Raw genomic sequence first — 16,631 nt, forward strand, 5'->3', positions numbered from 1 at the left:
GCCGCGCCGTGCGTCACCCGCCCGGGGGCGTGGGCTCGCTGCGCACCCGCCCTGACGGGGGTTCCGGCGGAACGCCCTCGGGGACGGTCCGCCGCGGCTTGAGCACCATCGCCCGCTTGCGCAGCTCCGGTGTCGGGGGGTGGGCGGGGGCCGGGGCGTCGGACCCCTCGCTGTAGGACTCGTCGCCCGCCGGATCGTCGATCGGCGGGTCGGGGACGAACCCGTCGTCCACGCCGTCCACCGGCGGCGCCGTCCCCGCGTCGCGCGCCGGGGCGGGAACGGGCGCGGGGACCGGGTCCGCCGCCCGCTTGATCGGGTTGTCGCCACCGGGACGGCGCCGGGGCAGGTCGTCCGTCCCCCTCGCTCCGCCAGGGGCGGGGCGCGTCCGGTCCCCGTCGACCGAGGGGGCGGTGTCCCGTTCCGGGCCCTCCTCCACAACGGGCAGCGGCACGGTGTCGTCGTTGTCGCGCGGATCGGACCCGGCCGGCCCCGTGTGCTCGTGGGGAGGCGCCACCCGCACCGACCGGCCGGGGTGGGCCATGGACCGGGTGGGTTCCTCCTCCCAGCTGACCGGGTGGCCGGGGTCCTCCGCCACGGGGTCTTCGACGCGGGCGCGCGCGGGGATCTCGCCGCGGAGGTGCGCGATGATCCACAGCCACAGCCGGAACGCGATCAGCAGGGCCAGCCACGGGGCGCCCGCGACGACCACGACGGCGACCGGCTCCAGCAGGCGGTAGTCCAGCGAGCGCAGCGCGCTGGCGGCCGCCGCCAGCAGGATGAGCAGCAGGATCAACAGGTCGACCCAGATGCGCTGGGCCCGGGGCGCGTCCCGCAGGAGGTAGGTGGTCCAGAAGGCCACCAGCAGCAACAGCGTGAACACACCGGGGAAGACGTGGGCCAGTGGCGGATCGATGTTGCCCTGGAGCGCGATCTGGTAGATGCCGTTGTAGGAGAGCAGTATGGCGCTCGCGGCGATCACCAGGACGGCGATCCCGGCCAGCGCGATGGCGCCGACGCGGGAGCCGGAGCGGGACCCGCGCTCTGCGGGCCTGTCGGCTGGGGGCTTCGAGGAGGTATGAGCGGCCATCGTGCGCAGCAGGTTAGCCCAGGAGGCCCCGGTGGCACGAGGGACCGGTGCGCGCCGAGACGGTCGCCCGGGGACGTGGCGGAGCACCGGGGACCGGGATTCCCGCAGGTGGCGGACGCCTGCACCGTCCGGGAAGGGCGGGGAGGACAGGCCCGGACGGAGGACGTCGGGATTTTCCGCACAACACTCCTTTGGTTACGGACGCCCGGTTTCCGGGCAGGATCCCCGCCTCCGGGCGGCGGAACGGAGGCCGATGGCGGAACGGGGAGAAGAGGTCGGTCGCGAACCCCTCCGTGAGGGGTGGGGAAACGGCTACCCTTGAGACCGTGAGTCTGCGCTTCTATGACACCCGAGCCCGCACGGTCCGCGACTTCACGCCCCTGCACGAGGGACGTGTCTCGCTGTACCTGTGTGGTGCCACGGTGCAGGCGCCGCCGCACATCGGACACATCCGTTCGGGGGTCAACTTCGACATCCTGCGGCGCTGGCTCACCTACCGCGGCTACGAGGTCACCTTCTGCCGCAACGTCACCGACATCGACGACAAGATCATCCGCGTCGCCAAGGCCGAGGACATCCAGTGGTGGCAGGTCAGCGAACGTAACCAGCGGGCCTTCACCTGGGCCTACGACACGCTCGGCTGCCTACCGCCCACGGTCGAGCCGCGCGCCACGGGGCACGTGCCCGAGATGATCGAGCTGATGCGCAGGCTGATCGACCGCGGTCACGCCTACCCCGCCGCCGACGGCTCCGGCGACGTCTACTTCGACGTGCGCTCCTTCCCCGACTACGGCTCCCTCTCCAACCAGCGGATCGATCAGATGCGGGCCGCCGCCGACAGCGAGGGCGAACGCGACAAGCGCGATCCCCGCGACTTCGCGTTGTGGAAGGGCGCCCGACCCGGCGAGCCCAGCTGGCGGACGCCCTGGGGACCCGGCCGCCCCGGTTGGCACCTCGAATGCTCGGCCATGGCCACCAAGTACCTCGGCGACACGTTCGACATCCACGGTGGCGGCCTCGACCTGGTCTTCCCCCACCACGAGAACGAGCTCGCCCAGTCCCGGGCCGCGGGAGACGGGTTCGCCCGCTACTGGCTGCACAACGGCCTGCTCACCATGGGCGGCGAGAAGATGAGCAAGTCGCTGGGCAACTCGCTCCTGATCCCGCAGATGGTCCGCAAGGTCCGCCCGGTCGAGCTCCGCTACTACCTGGGCCAGGCCCACTACCGGTCCATCATCGACTACTCCGACGAGGCGCTCGCCGAGGCCGCGGCGGCCTACCAGCGCATCGAGGGGTTCCTCACCCGGGTGGCCGAGGTCACCGGGGGAATCCAGCCGGCCGCCACGGTGCCCGACGAGTTCGCCCTGGCCCTCGACGACGACCTGGGGGTGTCCCAGGCGCTGGCCGTGGTCCACGGCCACGTCCGCGAGGGCAACTCCGCCCTGGCCGAGGGAGCCAAGGAACGCGCCGCCGGCATCGCGGCGAGGCTGCGCACCATGCTCGACGTGCTCGGCCTGGACCCGCTGTCGGAGCAGTGGGCCGGATCCGAGGACACGGGGCTGCGCGAGGTCGTCGACGCCCTGGTCACGGTGGCGCTGGAACAGCGCCAGGCCGCGCGGGCCCGTAAGGACTACGCCGCGGCCGACGAGATCCGCGACCGTCTCGGCGCGGCCGGGATCCTGGTCGAGGACACGCCACACGGACCGCGTTGGGAACTCAAGCGCGGGTAGCCGCCGCGCCGCCAGGAACGAACATCACGAGACAGCGAGGGCCGCGGCCGGGGAGGCCGCGGCTCTGCCGCGTGCACGCAGGCACGCGCGGCGATCGCGCACCCGCGCTGCACGAGCGAACGGAAAGGACCGCGTCCCATGACGGCGAAGCACAGCAAGAAGGGCCCGACCAAGGGCAGTGGCGGCAAGGGGCGACGTTCCCTGGAAGGGAAGAAGGGGACGCTGCCCGCCGAGAAGAGACACTGGTACGACGACAAGCAGCGGGCTCGCGCCGCCAAGCGCAAGAACGAGTCCGCCGCGCCCGCCTCCGGCGGGACCCGCCGCGATCCGCGTGGCGCTCGCCGCGCCGGCGGCGCGGAGCTGCTGGTCGGCCGTAACCCGGTGGTCGAGGCGCTGCGTGCCGGAATGCCGGCGAACCGGCTGTTCCTGGCCACCAACCTCGACAGCGACGAGCGGGTCACGGAGGCGGCCCGGCTCGCCGGGGAGGCCGGGATCGAGATCTCGGAGATCACCCGCCCCGAGCTGGACCGGCGTTGCGAGAGCAACGGGCAGCCGGGCGCCGCGCACCAGGGGGTGGCGCTGCTGGTGCCCGCCTACCGCTACTGGGAGCCCGAGGACCTGCTCGACCGCGTGCTGGAGGACGAGACGCCGGCGCTCATCGTCGCCCTGGACGGTGTCACCGACCCGCACAACCTGGGGGCGATCGCCCGCTCGGCGGCCGCGTTCGGCGCGCATGGCCTGCTGATCCCCGAGCGCCGCGCCGCGGGGGTGACGATGGCGGCCTGGAAGACGTCGGCGGGCACCCTGGCCCGGCTCCCCGTCGCCCAGGCCACGAACCTCACCCGGACGCTGGAGGCCTACAAGAAGGCCGGCCTGTTCGTCGTGGGGCTGGACGCCGAGGGAGAGGTCCGGCTGGACGGCCTGGAACTGGCGACGGGGCCGCTGGTGATCGTGGTCGGCTCCGAGGGCAGGGGACTGTCGCGCCTGGTCCGCGAGACGTGCGACGAGGTGGCGAGCATCCCGATCAGCGGCGCGGAGTCGCTGAACGCCTCCGTCGCGGCCGGGGTGTCGTTGTACGAGGTGGCGCGGCGCAGGTTGTCCGAAGCGTAGTCACGAGCCGGTACCATTCGTCTGGGTGCCCTTCGGGCATCCGGCCGGCGTGGCTCAATTGGCAGAGCAGCCGCCTTGTAAGCGGCAGGTTAGGGGTTCAAGTCCCCTCGCCGGCTCATGGTGCGATGGCCGGCCCCGCTCAGGGGCCGGCCATCGGCGTCTTCGCCCCCTTCTTCCCCGCTGTGTCCGGGAGTCCGGGCCCGCCTTTCCGTGTTCGGACGGGGTGGCTGCCGATTCCGCGTCCCGTGACGTCAGCGGACGGATCCGACCATTGATTCGTGTTTCGGATGGGCCTTTCGAGGTCATCGGGTCCCGGCACGATCGGAAATCGGGTGACGTTCCCATTCCGGGCGGGTATCCGCTCGGTGGGGGGAGAGCGGCGAGGAGGACAGGTGCGGGACGGCGACTGGGTTGCGCAGACGGGAACGGAGATCCGGGGCGTCCTGAAGGTCATGGTGGACGCCGGCTGGTTACCGGGCGGGGTGGCCGTCGTCGGAACGGACAGCATGTGGGAGTTCGTCGCGGTGGGCGGGATCGCCCGGGAGTGCGGCGAGGCGATCGCGGCGCCCGACGTCTACTACGACACGGCGAGCCTGACCAAGGTCATGGCGACCTGGCCGCTCGTGGGGCTGGCGGTCGGCGACGGGGCGCTCGACCTGGACGCGCCCATGGGGTCCTACTTTCCCGGAGGCCCCCGACCGGGCGATGGGGTCACGGCCCGGCAGATCCTCACCCACACCTCCCGGCTGAACCCGGTGACCTGGCTGGAGCGCTACGTCGGAACGGGACAGGATCTCGCCGAGGCCATCCTGAGCGAACCGTTGGACGACACGGGCTACCGCTACATCGACCGCGGGTTCATCCTGCTGGGACTGTTGCTGGAGCGGCTCTTCGGCGCACCCCTCGACCGGTTGGCCGAGGAGACGTGGCGGTCCATGGGACTGTCGGCGACCACCTACGGTCCGCTTCCCCGCACGCCCTCTGTCGCCCCGACCGAACGGCGCATTCCCGGGGCGGCGCCGACCTGGGGGGTCGTCCATGACGAGTCCGCCGCGTTGATGGGCGGCGTGGCCGGGCACGCCGGCGTGTTCACCACGGCGACCGACCTGGGCGCGTTCGCGCGCGAACTGTTGCGGACCTACGACGGCGAAGGGGGGCCGCAGCCCCTCACCGGCTTCGTCCGGGAGAGCTGGCGCCCGCACGTGCCGGTCGGGGAGGAGTTCTCGCGCGGACTGGCCTGGTTGGTCACCGACGACGGGCTCGTCTACCACAACGGCTACACCGGGACCAGCCTCTACCTCTATCCCGAGACCGGACGGTACGTGGGGCTGCTGACGAACGCGGTGTACCACGGACGGCGCCGTGTCGGGCTGTTCGACCTCCGCGCCGCCGTACGGGCCTCCCTGGTCGCCTGAACAGCGCCGGCCCGCCCCGTTCGGCCGGGAGGGACGAGCGGGGCGGGAGACGTCGGATCAGGACGTTTCGCGCCCACGTCCACGTGTCTTGCGGCGCCGACCGCGCCGAGGCCGTTCCTCCCGCTCCTCCTGCGCTTCCTGCGCGGGCTCACGCTCGGGCAGGTCGTAGGGGTTGGCGAGCCGGCGTCGCAGCGTGAGGACGCCCACGACGGCCAGGACCACGACCACGAGCGCGCCGCCGGCCCACAACGTCCAGGCGGGAACCGGCAGCCCCTCGTCCGCCTCCTGCGCGAGTTCGGGATCGAACGGGGGGACGTCCTGGGCGATCCGCCCGGCGGCCTCCAGCGCGCCGGGAGCGTTGAGCAGGGGCGCACCCGCCCCCTGGGCCGTGTCGGCCCCCGTGACCAGGGCCTCCGCCACCTGCTCGGGACGTAGCTGCGGGTGCTCGGCGCGGACGAGGGCGGCCACACCGGCGGTGAAGGCGGCGGCCGCGCCACCGCCGGAGGCGTCGGCGTAGCCGCCGTCCAGTCCGGTCGTCGTGATCTGCGCGCCGGGCGCGGTCAGCGCCACGCCCTCCGGCGCGGGGGACGCCGGGGCCTGGTCCTGGCCGACGGGGGCGACGGTGAGCACCCCCTCGTAGGACTCCGGGGAGGAGGTGAAGTCGGCGACCCCGCCGACCCCGCCGGCCGCGACGACCAGTACGCCGTGGTCCTGGGCGAACTCGATGGCCTGTCGCTCGGCCTCTCCAGGCTCGTCCGCGCCGTCGCCGATGGGGACCACGATGACCTGCACGCCCTGGCTCACCGCGTGGCGCAGCCCCTTGGCCATCGAACCGGGCGTCGCGGAGGGGACGCCCTCGTCGGAGGCGACCCGGATCGACAGGATCCCCGCCTCAGGGGCCACCCCCATGACACCGCCGGTGTGCTCCCGGCCGTGTCCGCTGGCGGCGATGATCCCCGCCATCATCGTGCCGTGCTCCCCGGCGTAGCCGTTGCCGGGTTCGCGGCCCTGCCCGGTGAGGTCGGGGCCGAAGGCGACGGAGCCCGAGAGGTCGGGGTGGGTGTCGTCCACACCGGTGTCGAGCACGGCGACCGTCACCCCGGCGCCGCGTGTGGTCTCCCAGGCGTCGGAGGCGCCGATCGCCTCCAGGCCCCATTGGTCGAGTCGTAGGTCCTGCACGCCCTCGGTCGCCTGCGCCGCGGTCGCGGGAGCGGCTGCGAGGAGGCTCCCGGACAGCGCGGTGCACGCCCCTAGGACGGCGGATGTGACGATCCTGTGCCTGCGCATGGCGGACTACCCCTCCCGCGATCCCTTCGGCCGGGCTGATGTCGTACTTCGTCGCCCTTGCCGTGCCCCCGTAGGCGCTGGTCATTCTGTCACGAGTGCACCACTTGCCTCTGCCGTCACGCGCCTAGACCCCGCGGGGCCCGGGCCGGGACCGTCCTCCCGCGCGCAGGGTGACGTGGTCGCCCACGGTCAGCCCGAGGACGGCCGCCGCGTCACCGCCGTTGACGGCGAGCGCGGCGTACCCGGCGGAATCGACGAACAGGAGCGGTCGGCCCTCGGGGACGGCGCCGAACGTGGTGGTGACGGGAAGCTCGCGCACGCCACAGGGCAGCGCCGCCTCCACAGTGGCCGGTGTGCCCCCGGGGACGAGGCGTTCCATGTCGTCACCGCGCAGGGAGAGCTGGCAGTTGCCGAACCGGTCGACCGCCCGGACCTCTCCCAGGGCGGTACCGGCCGTGACCGAACGACGTGGCGGGGGAAGCCGGACCAGGGACTCCGGAGGAATGCGCTCCCCGGTCTCGGCCGGCGACAGCCCCGCCGCGATCCGCGCCGCCACGGGCGCGTAGACGTCCCGGCCGTGGAAGGTCGCCGACACGGGACGGCGCCACAGGTCCTCGTTGGTCAGCTCCCACACCGCCTCCGCGCCGCCGAGCGCGTCGGCGGCCCAGGGCAACAGCCCATTGTCGGGGCCGACGAGCACGTGACCGCCCGCGGCGATCGCCACGCTGCGCCGTCGGGTGCCCACCCCGGGGTCCACCACGCCCACGTGCACGCCCCCGGGAGGAAGTTCGGGAAGCGTCTCGGCGAGCACCGTCGCACCACGTCGGACGTTGCCCGGCGCGATCTCGTGGGTGATGTCGATGACCCGGACGTGCGGGGCGTGGCGCAGCATCTGCCCGTGGCAGATCGCCACGAAGCCGTCGAGGGTTCCGTAGTCGGTCAGGAAGGACAGGTATCTGTTCCCCCCGAGGTCAGTCATGGATGTTCTCCCCCTCAACACTCAAGCGGAGTCGCTACGATAAGTCGCGCCAATCCGGACGAGGAGCCGCCCAATGTCAGATGTCGGGCCTTTTTCCCGAGGAACATCAGATCTCCCAGCGGACGGGGCCACAGGAGAGACCGATCTCGGCGAACGCGAACAGCGGATCCTCGCGTTCGAACGCCAGTGGTGGAAGTTCGAAGGCTCCAAGGAACAGGCCATCCGTGACGAGTTCGGCTTCTCCCCGACGCGCTACTACCAGTTGCTCAATGGTCTCATCGACCGGCCCGAGGCGCTGGCCCACGACCCGATGACCGTGAAGCGGATCCGCCGGCTGCGCGCCGACCGTCGCCGCCAGCGCACCGCCCGTATGCTGGGCATCCAGCTCTAGGGGCCGCGGCGCAGCCGCGAACTCCCGCCCGCGCGGCACCGCGCGGCGACGAGGACCACGAAACCGGAAGCCACCCGATGTCCCTGCCCTCTCCCCGGACCACCGTAGGCGTACAGGCGCTGGAACAGATCCTGTCCGATCCGCGTCGGGCCGTCCTCGCGTTCGACTTCGACGGAACGCTCGCCCCCATCGTCCCCGACCCCAGGCAGGCCCGCGCCCACCCCGGTGTCGTCCCGGCGCTGGGCCGGCTCGCCCCGCTGGTCGACACCGTCGTCATCGTCACCGGGCGGCCGGCCGCGACCGCGGTCGAATACGGGGGCTTGGCGCAGGTCCCCGGCATCGTCGTGCTCGGCCAGTACGGCAGGGAGCGCTGGGAGGCGGGGCGGATCGACGTTCCCGAGCCCCCGCCCGGTGTGGCGACCGTCCGCGCGGAGCTGCCCGCGCTGCTGTCCCGTTGCGGCGCGCCCGAGGGCACCTGGATCGAGGACAAGGAGCACGCGCTGGCCGTGCACACCCGCCGGACCCCCGACCCCGACGCCGCGCTGGACCTGCTGCGCGCGCCGTTGACCGAGCTGGCCGCCCGCACCGGCCTGGCCATCGAACCGGGGCGCATGGTCATCGAGATGCGCCCGCCCGGCATGGACAAGGGGGCGGCGTTGACCGCCTTCCTCACCGAGCGCGGCGCCGGATCCGTGCTCTACGCGGGGGACGACCTGGGAGACCTCGCCGCCTTCGACGCGGTGGAACGGGCACGCGAGCGCGGGGTGGCCGGGCTGACCGTGTGCAGCGGCTCGGACGAGGTCGTCGCGCTCGCCGAACGAGCCGACCTGGTCGTGACCGGCCCGGCCGGTGTCGTGGAGCTTCTGGAGGAGCTGGCCGCAGCGGTCAAGGACGGCTGAACCGGCCTTGGATTACGCCGCGCGCTGAACCGGGCGCCCGCGGGGACCAAACCGTGGTGTGGCCCCCGGGAAGACCTTAGGGTCGGGTCCAGCCACACCGTTCGATCCGGTTGCGGAGGACCCATGAGCGAACGCCCGGTACCGGCCACCCCCCTCCCCCAGGTCCACGGCGAGCCGCTGATGCGCGATCTCATCGGCACCGTGCTGCGCCGTGCCCGCCTGGAGCAGGGGCGCACGCTGCGCGAGGTCGCCGAGGCCGCCCAGGTGTCGCTGCCCTACCTCTCCGAGATCGAACGGGGCCGCAAGGAGCCCTCCTCCGAGGTGCTCGCGGCCGTGTACCGGGCGCTCGGCCTCCACCTCGTCGATCTCCTGGGCGGCCTGCACAGCGAGCTCACCGCCGCACCGGCCCACCCCCCGATGCGCCCGATGCGGGGGAGCGCTCCGCGCGCCATGGCGCTGGCGGCCTGACCCGGGGCCGTGGAGCCGTGTCGCGGTGGCGTCTCATCGGGGCGCCACCGCGGGGAGGCGCGTGGCGACCAGCCCGTCGACCAGGCCGTACTCCTGCGCCTGGCGCGCGGTGAAGATCCTGTCCCGGTCGGTGTCCTCCCGCAGCCGTTCCACGCTCTGCCCGGTGTGCAGGGCCAGGATCTCCTCGATCTCCGCCCGCACCCGCAGCACCTCGGCCGCCTGGATCTCCAGGTCGGCGGCCTCGCCCCGACCCTCGGCCGAAGGCTGGTGCAGCAGGACCCGCGAGTGCGGCAACGCCATGCGCTTGCCGGGCGCTCCGGCCGCGAGCAGCACCGCCGCGGCCGAGGCCGCCTGGCCCATGCAGAACGTCGCGACGTCGGCGCGTACGAACTGCATCGTGTCGTAGATCGCCGTCAACGCGGTGGTGGACCCTCCCGGGGAGTTGATGTAGAGCTGGATGTCGCCGGTGCTGCTCTCGTGGTCCAGGTGCAGCAGCTGCGCCATGACCACGTTGGCGACGTCGTCGTCGATCGGTGTGCCGATGAAGACGATCCGCTCCGACAGCAGGCGGCTGAACACGTCGGAGGAGCGCTCCCCCGACGGGGTGCGTTCGACCACCATCGGCACGGTGTAACGCCCGCTCACGCCCGCGCCCCCCGCCCGTCCGCGCTGAACCCGAACCGGCGGGCCGCGTCGCCGCCCAGCTCCGCGGCGCTGCGCACGACCTGGTCGACGAACCCGTAGTCCCTGGCCTCCTCGGCGGTGAACCACCGGTCGCGGCGCTGGTCCGCCACGACCCGTTCGAGCGGTTGACCGGTGTGCTCGGCGATGAGCCGCTGCATCGTCGACTTGGTGTGCGCGAGGTTCTCGGCCTGGACGGCGATGTCGGCGGCGGTGCCGCCCAGCCCGCCGGAGGGCTGGTGCATCATCACGCGAGTGTGGGGCAGGGCGTAGCGCTTGCCCGGCGTTCCCGCGCACAGCAGGAACTGCCCCATGCTGGCGGCGATGCCCATCCCGAGCGTCACGACGTCGTTGGGGATGAAGCGCATCGTGTCGTAGACGGCCATCCCGGCGTGGACCGAGCCGCCGGGACTGTTGACGCACAGGACGATGTCCCGCCGTGGGTCCTCCTCGGCGAGCAGCAGCAGCTGGGCGCAGACGCGATTGGCGCTCGCCTCGTCCACCTGGGTGCCCAGGACCACCATCCGGCCGTGGAGGAGCCGGGTGGCGACGTGGTCGTCGAACGGTGCCGCGCCGATCTCCGACGCGGCGAGCCGTGGGGGTGTCACGAGCATGATCTCCTCCTTCTCGCGGCCGCGGTGGGCGGGCGCGTTCGCCCGCTCCCGGCCGGTCCCCTCCAGGCTGCGCCTTGGGGGAAGGCGCCGGCGAGCGTTTCTGCCCTGCGGAGATCTGCTCAGGGCAGAGGGGAGGAGAGGCGCCCGAACGCGACGGCGGACGCCCGCGGCGGGAGGTCCCGCCGCGGGCGTCCGCCGTCGCGTCGTGTTCTCAGACCAGGGCGCGCAGCTGGTCGGCGAACCAGCGCTGCGGCGGCAGCGCGACGGCCGCCTCGGCCAGGCGGGTGCAGCGCTCACGGCGCTCGGCGTCGGGCATCGACAGCGCGGTGTGCAGCGCCTCGGCGGTCTCGCTGACGTCGTAGGGGTTGACCAGGATCGCGTCACGGCCCAGGTCGTCGGCCGCTCCGGCCTCCGTGGACAGCACCAGCGCGCAGCCCTCCTGCGACAGCACCGGCCCCTCCTTGGCGACCAGGTTCATGCCGTCGCGGATGGGGTTGACCAGCAGCACGTCGGCGATCTGGTAGGAGGCCAGCGAACGCGCGTAGTCGTCGTTGACCTCCAAGACGACCGGCGTCCAGTCGTCGGTGCCGAACTCCGCGTTGATCTCCTCGGCGAGGCGGCGCACGCTCTCGGTGTAGGCCCGGTACTCCGGGACGTCGCCCCGGCTGGGGTAGGCGAAGGCGAGGTGGGTGACGCGCTCGCGCCACTCGGGCCGCTTCACCAGCAGCTCACGGTAGGCGGCCAGGCCGCGGACGATGTTCTTGGACAGTTCCGTGCGGTCGACGCGCAGGATCAGCCGGCGGTCGCCGACCATCTCCCGCAGGGCGGCGCGGCGTTCGGCGACGTCCTCGGCCGCGGCCCGGGCGCGCAGCCCCTCGGCGTCGGCGCCCAGCCCGTGCACGCCCACCCGGACGATCCGCCCACCGCAGTCCACGGTCCGGTTGTCCCAGTTGACGTCGGCGCGCAGGAACGTCTCACAGCAGCGCAGGAAGGCGTCGGCCCAGCGCCGGCTGAGGAAACCGACGTGGTCGGCGCCCAGCATGCCCTCCAGGAGCTCCCGGCCGATGTCGGCCGGCAGCATCCGGAAGTACTCGGGCGGGGCCCAGGGGGTGTGGGAGAAGTGCGCGATACGCAGGTCGGGGCGGCGGCCGCGCATCATCCTGGGGACGAGCGCCAGATGGTAGTCCTGGACCGCGACCTTGGCGCCGTCGGCGGCGCCGGTGACCAGCGCCTCGGCGAACGCCGCGTTGTAGGCGCGGTAGTCGTCCCACTCGGTGCGGAAACCGGCGTCGAACAGCGGCTTGTTCGGGGTGTCGTAGAGCATGTGGTGGACGAACCACAGCGTCGAGTTGGCGACCGAGTTGTAGGCGTTGGCGAACGTGGCGGCCGGGATGTCGATCATCCGCACCCGGGCACCGCCGAGATCGAAGCCGGCCTGGTCGATGCGGCCCTCGGGAGACTCCGAGACCGCCTTGCGGTCGGCGTCGGAGAGCGCGGCGCACACCCACAGGGTGTCGGCGTCCCCGGCGACCGAGCTCAGCCCGGAGACGAGACCACCGCCGCCACGACGGAACCTCAGGGAACCGTCATCGTCGACCGAGAAGGAAACCGGACCCCGGTTGGAAGCGACGAGGATCTGCGCCTTGTCCACCTGATCGTCCACCTCTCCCGTGAATTGCAAGGAACCCCTACTTAACTACATGGATCGGGCAGTGGGACAGAGCGGGGTATGCGGTAGTGACGTGGTGAGTCTCACCCGGACGGATGCGGCGCAAACACGTCCCCGCTCGCCCCACCGCCAGGACGTGGGGTGGCCCCCCTACCATCTGCTGCCCCGCCGGGGCGGTTGATCACCTCCGGTTTCGGGGGCCGGGGGAACTCCCGGACCCGGCTGGAAAAACCGCGAGGCGGTCGGTTACAGTGACCAACGGATTCAGGAATCCGCTTTTCCCGACAACTTCATATTGCTCATCCAGAGGGGTGGAGGGACCGGCCCTACGAAGCCCCGGCAACCATCTCGGTACACGTTGCTCGTCAGGTGCGAGGCGGCCGGGACAGGTGCCAACTCCGGCCCGGGACCAAAGTGGTCCACGGGTAAAGATGAGGGGAGACGCCTCGCATGGCGGTAACCGCCACGGAACCCAGCACGCCCACCTCCGCCGCCTTCGGCCCCGCCGTCGCGCTCTCCTGCCGCGAGTGCGGTGAGCGCTACGACCTCGGCCCGCGCTTCGCCTGCGAGTTCTGTTTCGGCCCTCTTGAGGTGGCCTACGAGTTCGGCGACATCACCCGCGAGTCCATCGAGCGCGGCCCCAACAACATCTGGCGCTACGCGGGCCTGCTGCCGGTCCCGGCCAACGTCCGCGAACTCCCGAACATGAACCCGGGCCTGACCCCGCTGGTGCGCGCCGACCGCCTCGCCGCCGAACTCGGGCTGCGCTCGCTGCACGTCAAGGACGACTCGGCCAACCCCACCCACTCCTTCAAGGACCGCGTCGTCGCCATGGCCGTCGAGGCGGCGCGCAACTTCGGGTTCACGACGCTGTCCTGCTCCTCCACCGGCAACCTGGCCGGCGCGGTGGGGGCGGCGGCGGCCCGCGCCGGGTTCCGTTCGTGCGTGTTCATCCCGGCCGGCCTCGAAGAGGCCAAGGTCGTCATGGCCGCCGTCTACGGTGGCCGGGTCGTCGCCATCGACGGCAACTACGACGACGTCAACCGCTTCTGCTCCGAGCTCATCGGCGACCCGGCGGGTGAGGACTGGGGTTTCGTCAACGTCAACCTGCGGCCCTACTACGGCGAGGGCTCCAAGACGCTGGCCTACGAGATCGCCGAGCAGCTCGGCTGGCGGCTTCCCGACCAGATCGTCGTCCCGATCGCCTCGGGCTCCCAGCTCACCAAGATCGACAAGGGCTTCCGGGAGCTGATCGCGCTCGGCCTGGTCGAGGACAGGCCCTACAAGGTGTTCGGGGCGCAGGCCACGGGCTGCTCACCGGTGGCGCGGGCCTGGGAGGACGGCCACGACGTCATCCAGCCGGTCAAGCCCGACACCATCGCCAAGTCCCTGGCCATCGGCAACCCGGCGGACGGCCCCTACGTGCTGGACATCTGCCGGCGTACGGGCGGCGCGGTGGCGCACGTCGACGACGACGAGATCGTCGACTCGATCCGCCTGCTCGCCCGCACCGAGGGCGTCTTCGCCGAGACCGCCGGCGGGGTCACCACCGGTGTGCTGCGCAAGCTGGTCGCCCAAGGGGACATCGACCCCGACGCCGAGACCGTCGTCCTCAACACCGGTGACGGCCTCAAGACGCTCAACGCGGTGAGCGGCACCGGCGTCACCGCCACCATCCCGCCCTCCCTGCGCGCGTTCAAGGAGGCCGGCCTGCTGTAGGCCGGGTCCGTCCGCCGTCCCACCCAGACCGCCGGATCGCTCCGGCCAGCACGAGGAGTACATCCCGAAGATGAGCGTCAGCGTTCGCGTGCCCACCATCCTGCGCACCTACACCAAGGACGCGGCCGAGGTCACCGCCGAGGGGAGCACCCTCAGGGAGGTCCTCGACGACCTTGAGGCGAACCACCCCGGCATCCGGGCGCGCATTCTCGACGACCAGGGCAAGATCCGCCGCTTCGTCAACGTCTACGTGGGTGACGAGGACGTCCGGTTCGCCGAAGGGCTCGACACCGCCACGCCCGCGGGCAGCCAGGTGTCGGTCATCCCCGCGGTGGCCGGCGGCTGCTGAGCGTCGCCTGTCCGTTCCCGGCCCGTTCCCGCCCGTCCGGCGGGGCGGGCCGGTTCCGTTTCCTCCCCTGACCTGCTGGTAAGAGGGGGGCGAATTCTTGGCGAAGGCGTTTGCACTCGCCGGTGGTGAGTGCTAAAAATGGGACCGTTAGCACTCTGAGACATCGAGTGCTAATCCTGGATCGAGGCGACGAGGCCGCATCCCCCGGCAGACGGGTTGTCGGTGGGACGGTGGCCGTCCGTCGCGGGCGTCGGCTCGTTCCAATGCGTACCAGCCCGGTCTCGGGAGGACAAGAACTCTTATGGCAGCCAAACTGATCGCGTTTGACGAGGAGGCCCGGCGCGGCCTCGAGCGCGGCATGAACCAGCTCGCTGACGCCGTCAAGGTCACGCTCGGCCCCAAGGGCCGCAACGTCGTCCTTGAGAAGAAGTGGGGCGCGCCGACCATCACCAACGACGGTGTCTCCATCGCCAAGGAGATCGAGCTCGAGGACCCGTGGGAGAAGATCGGGGCCGAGCTGGTCAAGGAGGTCGCGAAGAAGACCGACGACGTCGCTGGTGACGGCACCACCACCGCCACCGTCCTCGCCCAGGCGCTGGTGCGCGAGGGCCTGCGCAACGTCGCCGCGGGTGCCAACCCGATCGGTCTGAAGCGCGGTATCGACGCCGCCGTCGCCCGCATCAGCGAGGAGCTGGCGAACCTCTCCAAGGACATCGAGACCAAGGAGCAGATCGCCTCCACGGCCTCCATCTCCGCCGGCGACACCCAGATCGGCGAGATCATCGCCGAGGCCATGGACAAGGTCGGCAAGGAAGGCGTCATCACGGTCGAGGAGGGCCAGACCTTCGGTCTGGAGCTCGAGCTGGCCGAGGGCATGCGCTTCGACAAGGGCTACATCTCGCCCTACTTCGCCACCGACCTGGAGCGCATGGAGACGGTTCTCGAGGAGCCCTACATCCTCATCGCGAACCAGAAGATCTCCAACAACAACGAGTTCCTGCCGGTCGTCGAGAAGGTCCTCCAGGCCGGCCGTCCGCTCGTCGTCATCGCCGAGGACGTCGAGGGCGGCGCCCTGCAGACCCTCGTCGTCAACAAGATCCGCGGCACCTTCAAGTCCGTCGCGGTCAAGGCCCCCGGCTTCGGTGACCGCCGCAAGGCCCAGCTCGGCGACATCGCCGTGCTGACCGGCGGCCAGGTCATCACCGAGGAGGTCGGCCTCAAGCTCGAGAACACCGAGCTCGAGCTGCTCGGCCGCGCCCGCAAGGTCGTCGTCACCAAGGACGAGACCACCATCGTCGACGGTGCCGGTGACGCCGCCTCGATCGCCGGCCGGGTCAACGAGATCCGTTCCGAGATCGAGCGTACCGACTCCGACTACGACCGTGAGAAGCTCCAGGAGCGCCTGGCCCGCCTGGCCGGCGGTGTCGCGGTCATCAAGGCCGGTGCCGCCACCGAGGTCGAGCTCAAGGAGCGCAAGCACCGCATCGAGGACGCCGTCCGCAACGCGAAGGCGGCCGTCGAGGAGGGCATCCTCCCCGGTGGTGGTGTCGCGCTGCTCCAGGCCTCGGTCCCGGCCTTCGAGAAGCTCGAGCTCGAGGGCGACGAGGCCATCGGCGCCGACATCGTGCGCCGCGCCGTCGAGGAGCCGCTGAAGCAGATCGCGATCAACGCCGGCCTCGAGGGCGGCGTCGTCGCGGAGAAGGTGAAGAACCTGGAGGCGGGCGTCGGCCTGAACGCCGCCACGGGCGAGTACACCGACCTGTTCAAGGACGGCGTCATCGACCCGACCAAGGTCACCCGTTCCGCGCTGCAGAACGCGGCCTCCATCGCCGGTCTGTTCCTGACCACCGAGGCCGTCATCGCCGAGAAGCCGGAGAAGGCCGCTCCGGCCGCCCCGGGCGCTGACATGGGCGGCATGGACTTCTAAGTCCGTTCGCTCCCACGTCGAGAAGGGCGGTCCCCGCACGGGGGCCGCCCTTTCGCGATCATGCGGCCGCCGGGGCGTCCTCAGCCGAAGATGTCGTGGGTGGTGTGGGCGGTGGCGGCGCGGCGGAGCCAGGTGTCGAGGAGGTCGAGGTCGGTGCAGGTGGTGATGCGCTGGCGGGCCTCGTCGGTGACGGGGATGTCGCGTGCGGAGAGCACGGCCAGGACGCTCTCGGCCTTCCCCTCGGCCACGTATTTGCGGGCGAAGTCGCTCTGGTATTCGTGGGTTCCGGGTGTCACCGTTCAGCCG

General features: G+C 71.8%; 16 protein-coding genes, 1 tRNA gene and 1 riboswitch. Of the genes, 10 read left to right on the top strand and 7 right to left on the bottom strand.

Features of this window, described 5'->3' with window-relative positions; translation table 11 throughout:
* Positions 1-13: 13 nt before the first annotated feature.
* Entirely contained in the window at positions 14-1,087 is a 1,074-nt protein-coding gene (locus ACYVHU_RS05500; RefSeq protein WP_235000801.1) for a hypothetical protein, read from the bottom strand.
* A gap of 326 nt (positions 1,088-1,413) precedes the next feature.
* On the opposite strand from ACYVHU_RS05500, the gene cysS reads away from it, so the two are divergent.
* The 4 genes from cysS (at position 1,414) to ACYVHU_RS05520 (ending at position 5,342) form a co-directional block, all read left to right on the top strand.
* The gene (cysS, locus tag ACYVHU_RS05505; RefSeq protein WP_498947697.1) at positions 1,414-2,817 is read left to right on the top strand and encodes a cysteine--tRNA ligase; all 1,404 of its coding nucleotides are present in this window, start codon (positions 1,414-1,416) and stop codon (positions 2,815-2,817) included.
* 138 nt (positions 2,818-2,955) lie between these two features.
* Positions 2,956-3,927, top strand: coding sequence for a 23S rRNA (guanosine(2251)-2'-O)-methyltransferase RlmB (gene rlmB / locus ACYVHU_RS05510; RefSeq protein ID WP_078760606.1), 972 nt, complete (start codon positions 2,956-2,958; stop codon positions 3,925-3,927).
* Positions 3,928-3,970: 43 nt separating this feature from the next.
* Positions 3,971-4,043: transfer RNA gene (locus ACYVHU_RS05515), tRNA-Thr, on the top strand.
* 276 nt (positions 4,044-4,319) lie between these two features.
* On the top strand, positions 4,320-5,342 hold the full coding sequence (locus ACYVHU_RS05520) for a serine hydrolase domain-containing protein (protein ID WP_078760605.1): 1,023 nt from the start codon (positions 4,320-4,322) through the stop codon (positions 5,340-5,342).
* Between the two features lie 57 nt (positions 5,343-5,399).
* Here the strand turns inward: ACYVHU_RS05520 and ACYVHU_RS05525 are convergent, their stop codons facing one another.
* Together ACYVHU_RS05525 and ACYVHU_RS05530 are read right to left on the bottom strand one after the other, a co-directional pair.
* The gene (locus ACYVHU_RS05525; protein ID WP_078760604.1) at positions 5,400-6,629 is read right to left on the bottom strand and encodes a S8 family serine peptidase; all 1,230 of its coding nucleotides are present in this window, start codon (positions 6,627-6,629) and stop codon (positions 5,400-5,402) included.
* Between the two features lie 124 nt (positions 6,630-6,753).
* Positions 6,754-7,608 carry an SAM hydrolase/SAM-dependent halogenase family protein gene (locus ACYVHU_RS05530; protein WP_078760603.1) on the bottom strand — a complete coding sequence of 285 codons (855 nt, stop codon included), beginning with the start codon at positions 7,606-7,608 and terminating at the stop codon, positions 6,754-6,756.
* A gap of 73 nt (positions 7,609-7,681) precedes the next feature.
* Here ACYVHU_RS05530 and ACYVHU_RS05535 point away from each other — a divergent pair, with 73 nt between their 5' ends.
* The 3 genes from ACYVHU_RS05535 (at position 7,682) to ACYVHU_RS05545 (ending at position 9,366) form a co-directional block, all read left to right on the top strand.
* Positions 7,682-7,999: a DUF3263 domain-containing protein gene (locus ACYVHU_RS05535; RefSeq protein ID WP_078760602.1), complete on the top strand. Its 318-nt coding sequence runs from the start codon at positions 7,682-7,684 to the stop codon at positions 7,997-7,999.
* A gap of 77 nt (positions 8,000-8,076) precedes the next feature.
* Positions 8,077-8,898: a trehalose-phosphatase gene (gene otsB / locus ACYVHU_RS05540; RefSeq protein WP_078760601.1), complete on the top strand. Its 822-nt coding sequence runs from the start codon at positions 8,077-8,079 to the stop codon at positions 8,896-8,898.
* Positions 8,899-9,021: 123 nt separating this feature from the next.
* Entirely contained in the window at positions 9,022-9,366 is a 345-nt protein-coding gene (locus ACYVHU_RS05545; protein WP_078760600.1) for a helix-turn-helix domain-containing protein, read from the top strand.
* Between the two features lie 33 nt (positions 9,367-9,399).
* On the opposite strand, the gene ACYVHU_RS05550 is transcribed toward ACYVHU_RS05545, so the two are convergent.
* From ACYVHU_RS05550 to ACYVHU_RS05560, 3 genes are all read right to left on the bottom strand, one after another.
* The gene (locus tag ACYVHU_RS05550) at positions 9,400-10,011 is read right to left on the bottom strand and encodes an ATP-dependent Clp protease proteolytic subunit (protein ID WP_078760599.1); all 612 of its coding nucleotides are present in this window, start codon (positions 10,009-10,011) and stop codon (positions 9,400-9,402) included.
* The gene (locus tag ACYVHU_RS05555) at positions 10,008-10,661 is read right to left on the bottom strand and encodes a ClpP family protease (protein ID WP_078760598.1); all 654 of its coding nucleotides are present in this window, start codon (positions 10,659-10,661) and stop codon (positions 10,008-10,010) included. The genes ACYVHU_RS05550 and ACYVHU_RS05555 overlap by 4 nt, the downstream gene beginning before the upstream one ends.
* Positions 10,662-10,872: 211 nt before the next feature.
* Complete coding sequence (locus tag ACYVHU_RS05560; RefSeq protein ID WP_078760943.1) at positions 10,873-12,312, bottom strand: alpha,alpha-trehalose-phosphate synthase (UDP-forming); 1,440 nt, start codon at positions 12,310-12,312, stop codon at positions 10,873-10,875.
* 314 nt (positions 12,313-12,626) lie between these two features.
* Positions 12,627-12,768, top strand: a riboswitch (SAM riboswitch).
* 12 nt (positions 12,769-12,780) lie between these two features.
* On the opposite strand from ACYVHU_RS05560, the gene thrC reads away from it, so the two are divergent.
* The 3 genes from thrC to groL all read left to right on the top strand — a co-directional run bounded on the left by thrC (position 12,781) and on the right by groL (position 16,325).
* Positions 12,781-14,049 (top strand): threonine synthase, encoded by a 1,269-nt coding sequence (thrC, locus tag ACYVHU_RS05565; protein ID WP_078760597.1) that lies wholly within the window; start codon positions 12,781-12,783, stop codon positions 14,047-14,049.
* A 70-nt stretch (positions 14,050-14,119) separates the two neighbouring features.
* Positions 14,120-14,398 carry a ubiquitin-like small modifier protein 1 gene (locus tag ACYVHU_RS05570; protein ID WP_078760596.1) on the top strand — a complete coding sequence of 93 codons (279 nt, stop codon included), beginning with the start codon at positions 14,120-14,122 and terminating at the stop codon, positions 14,396-14,398.
* Between the two features lie 301 nt (positions 14,399-14,699).
* Positions 14,700-16,325, top strand: coding sequence for a chaperonin GroEL (groL, locus tag ACYVHU_RS05575; protein ID WP_078760595.1), 1,626 nt, complete (start codon positions 14,700-14,702; stop codon positions 16,323-16,325).
* An 80-nt stretch (positions 16,326-16,405) separates the two neighbouring features.
* Here groL and ACYVHU_RS05580 read toward each other — a convergent pair whose 3' ends face one another.
* Positions 16,406-16,621 carry a hypothetical protein gene (locus tag ACYVHU_RS05580; protein ID WP_432938186.1) on the bottom strand — a complete coding sequence of 72 codons (216 nt, stop codon included), beginning with the start codon at positions 16,619-16,621 and terminating at the stop codon, positions 16,406-16,408.
* Positions 16,622-16,631 lie beyond the last annotated feature (10 nt).

Source organism: Marinactinospora endophytica, assembly GCF_054780875.1.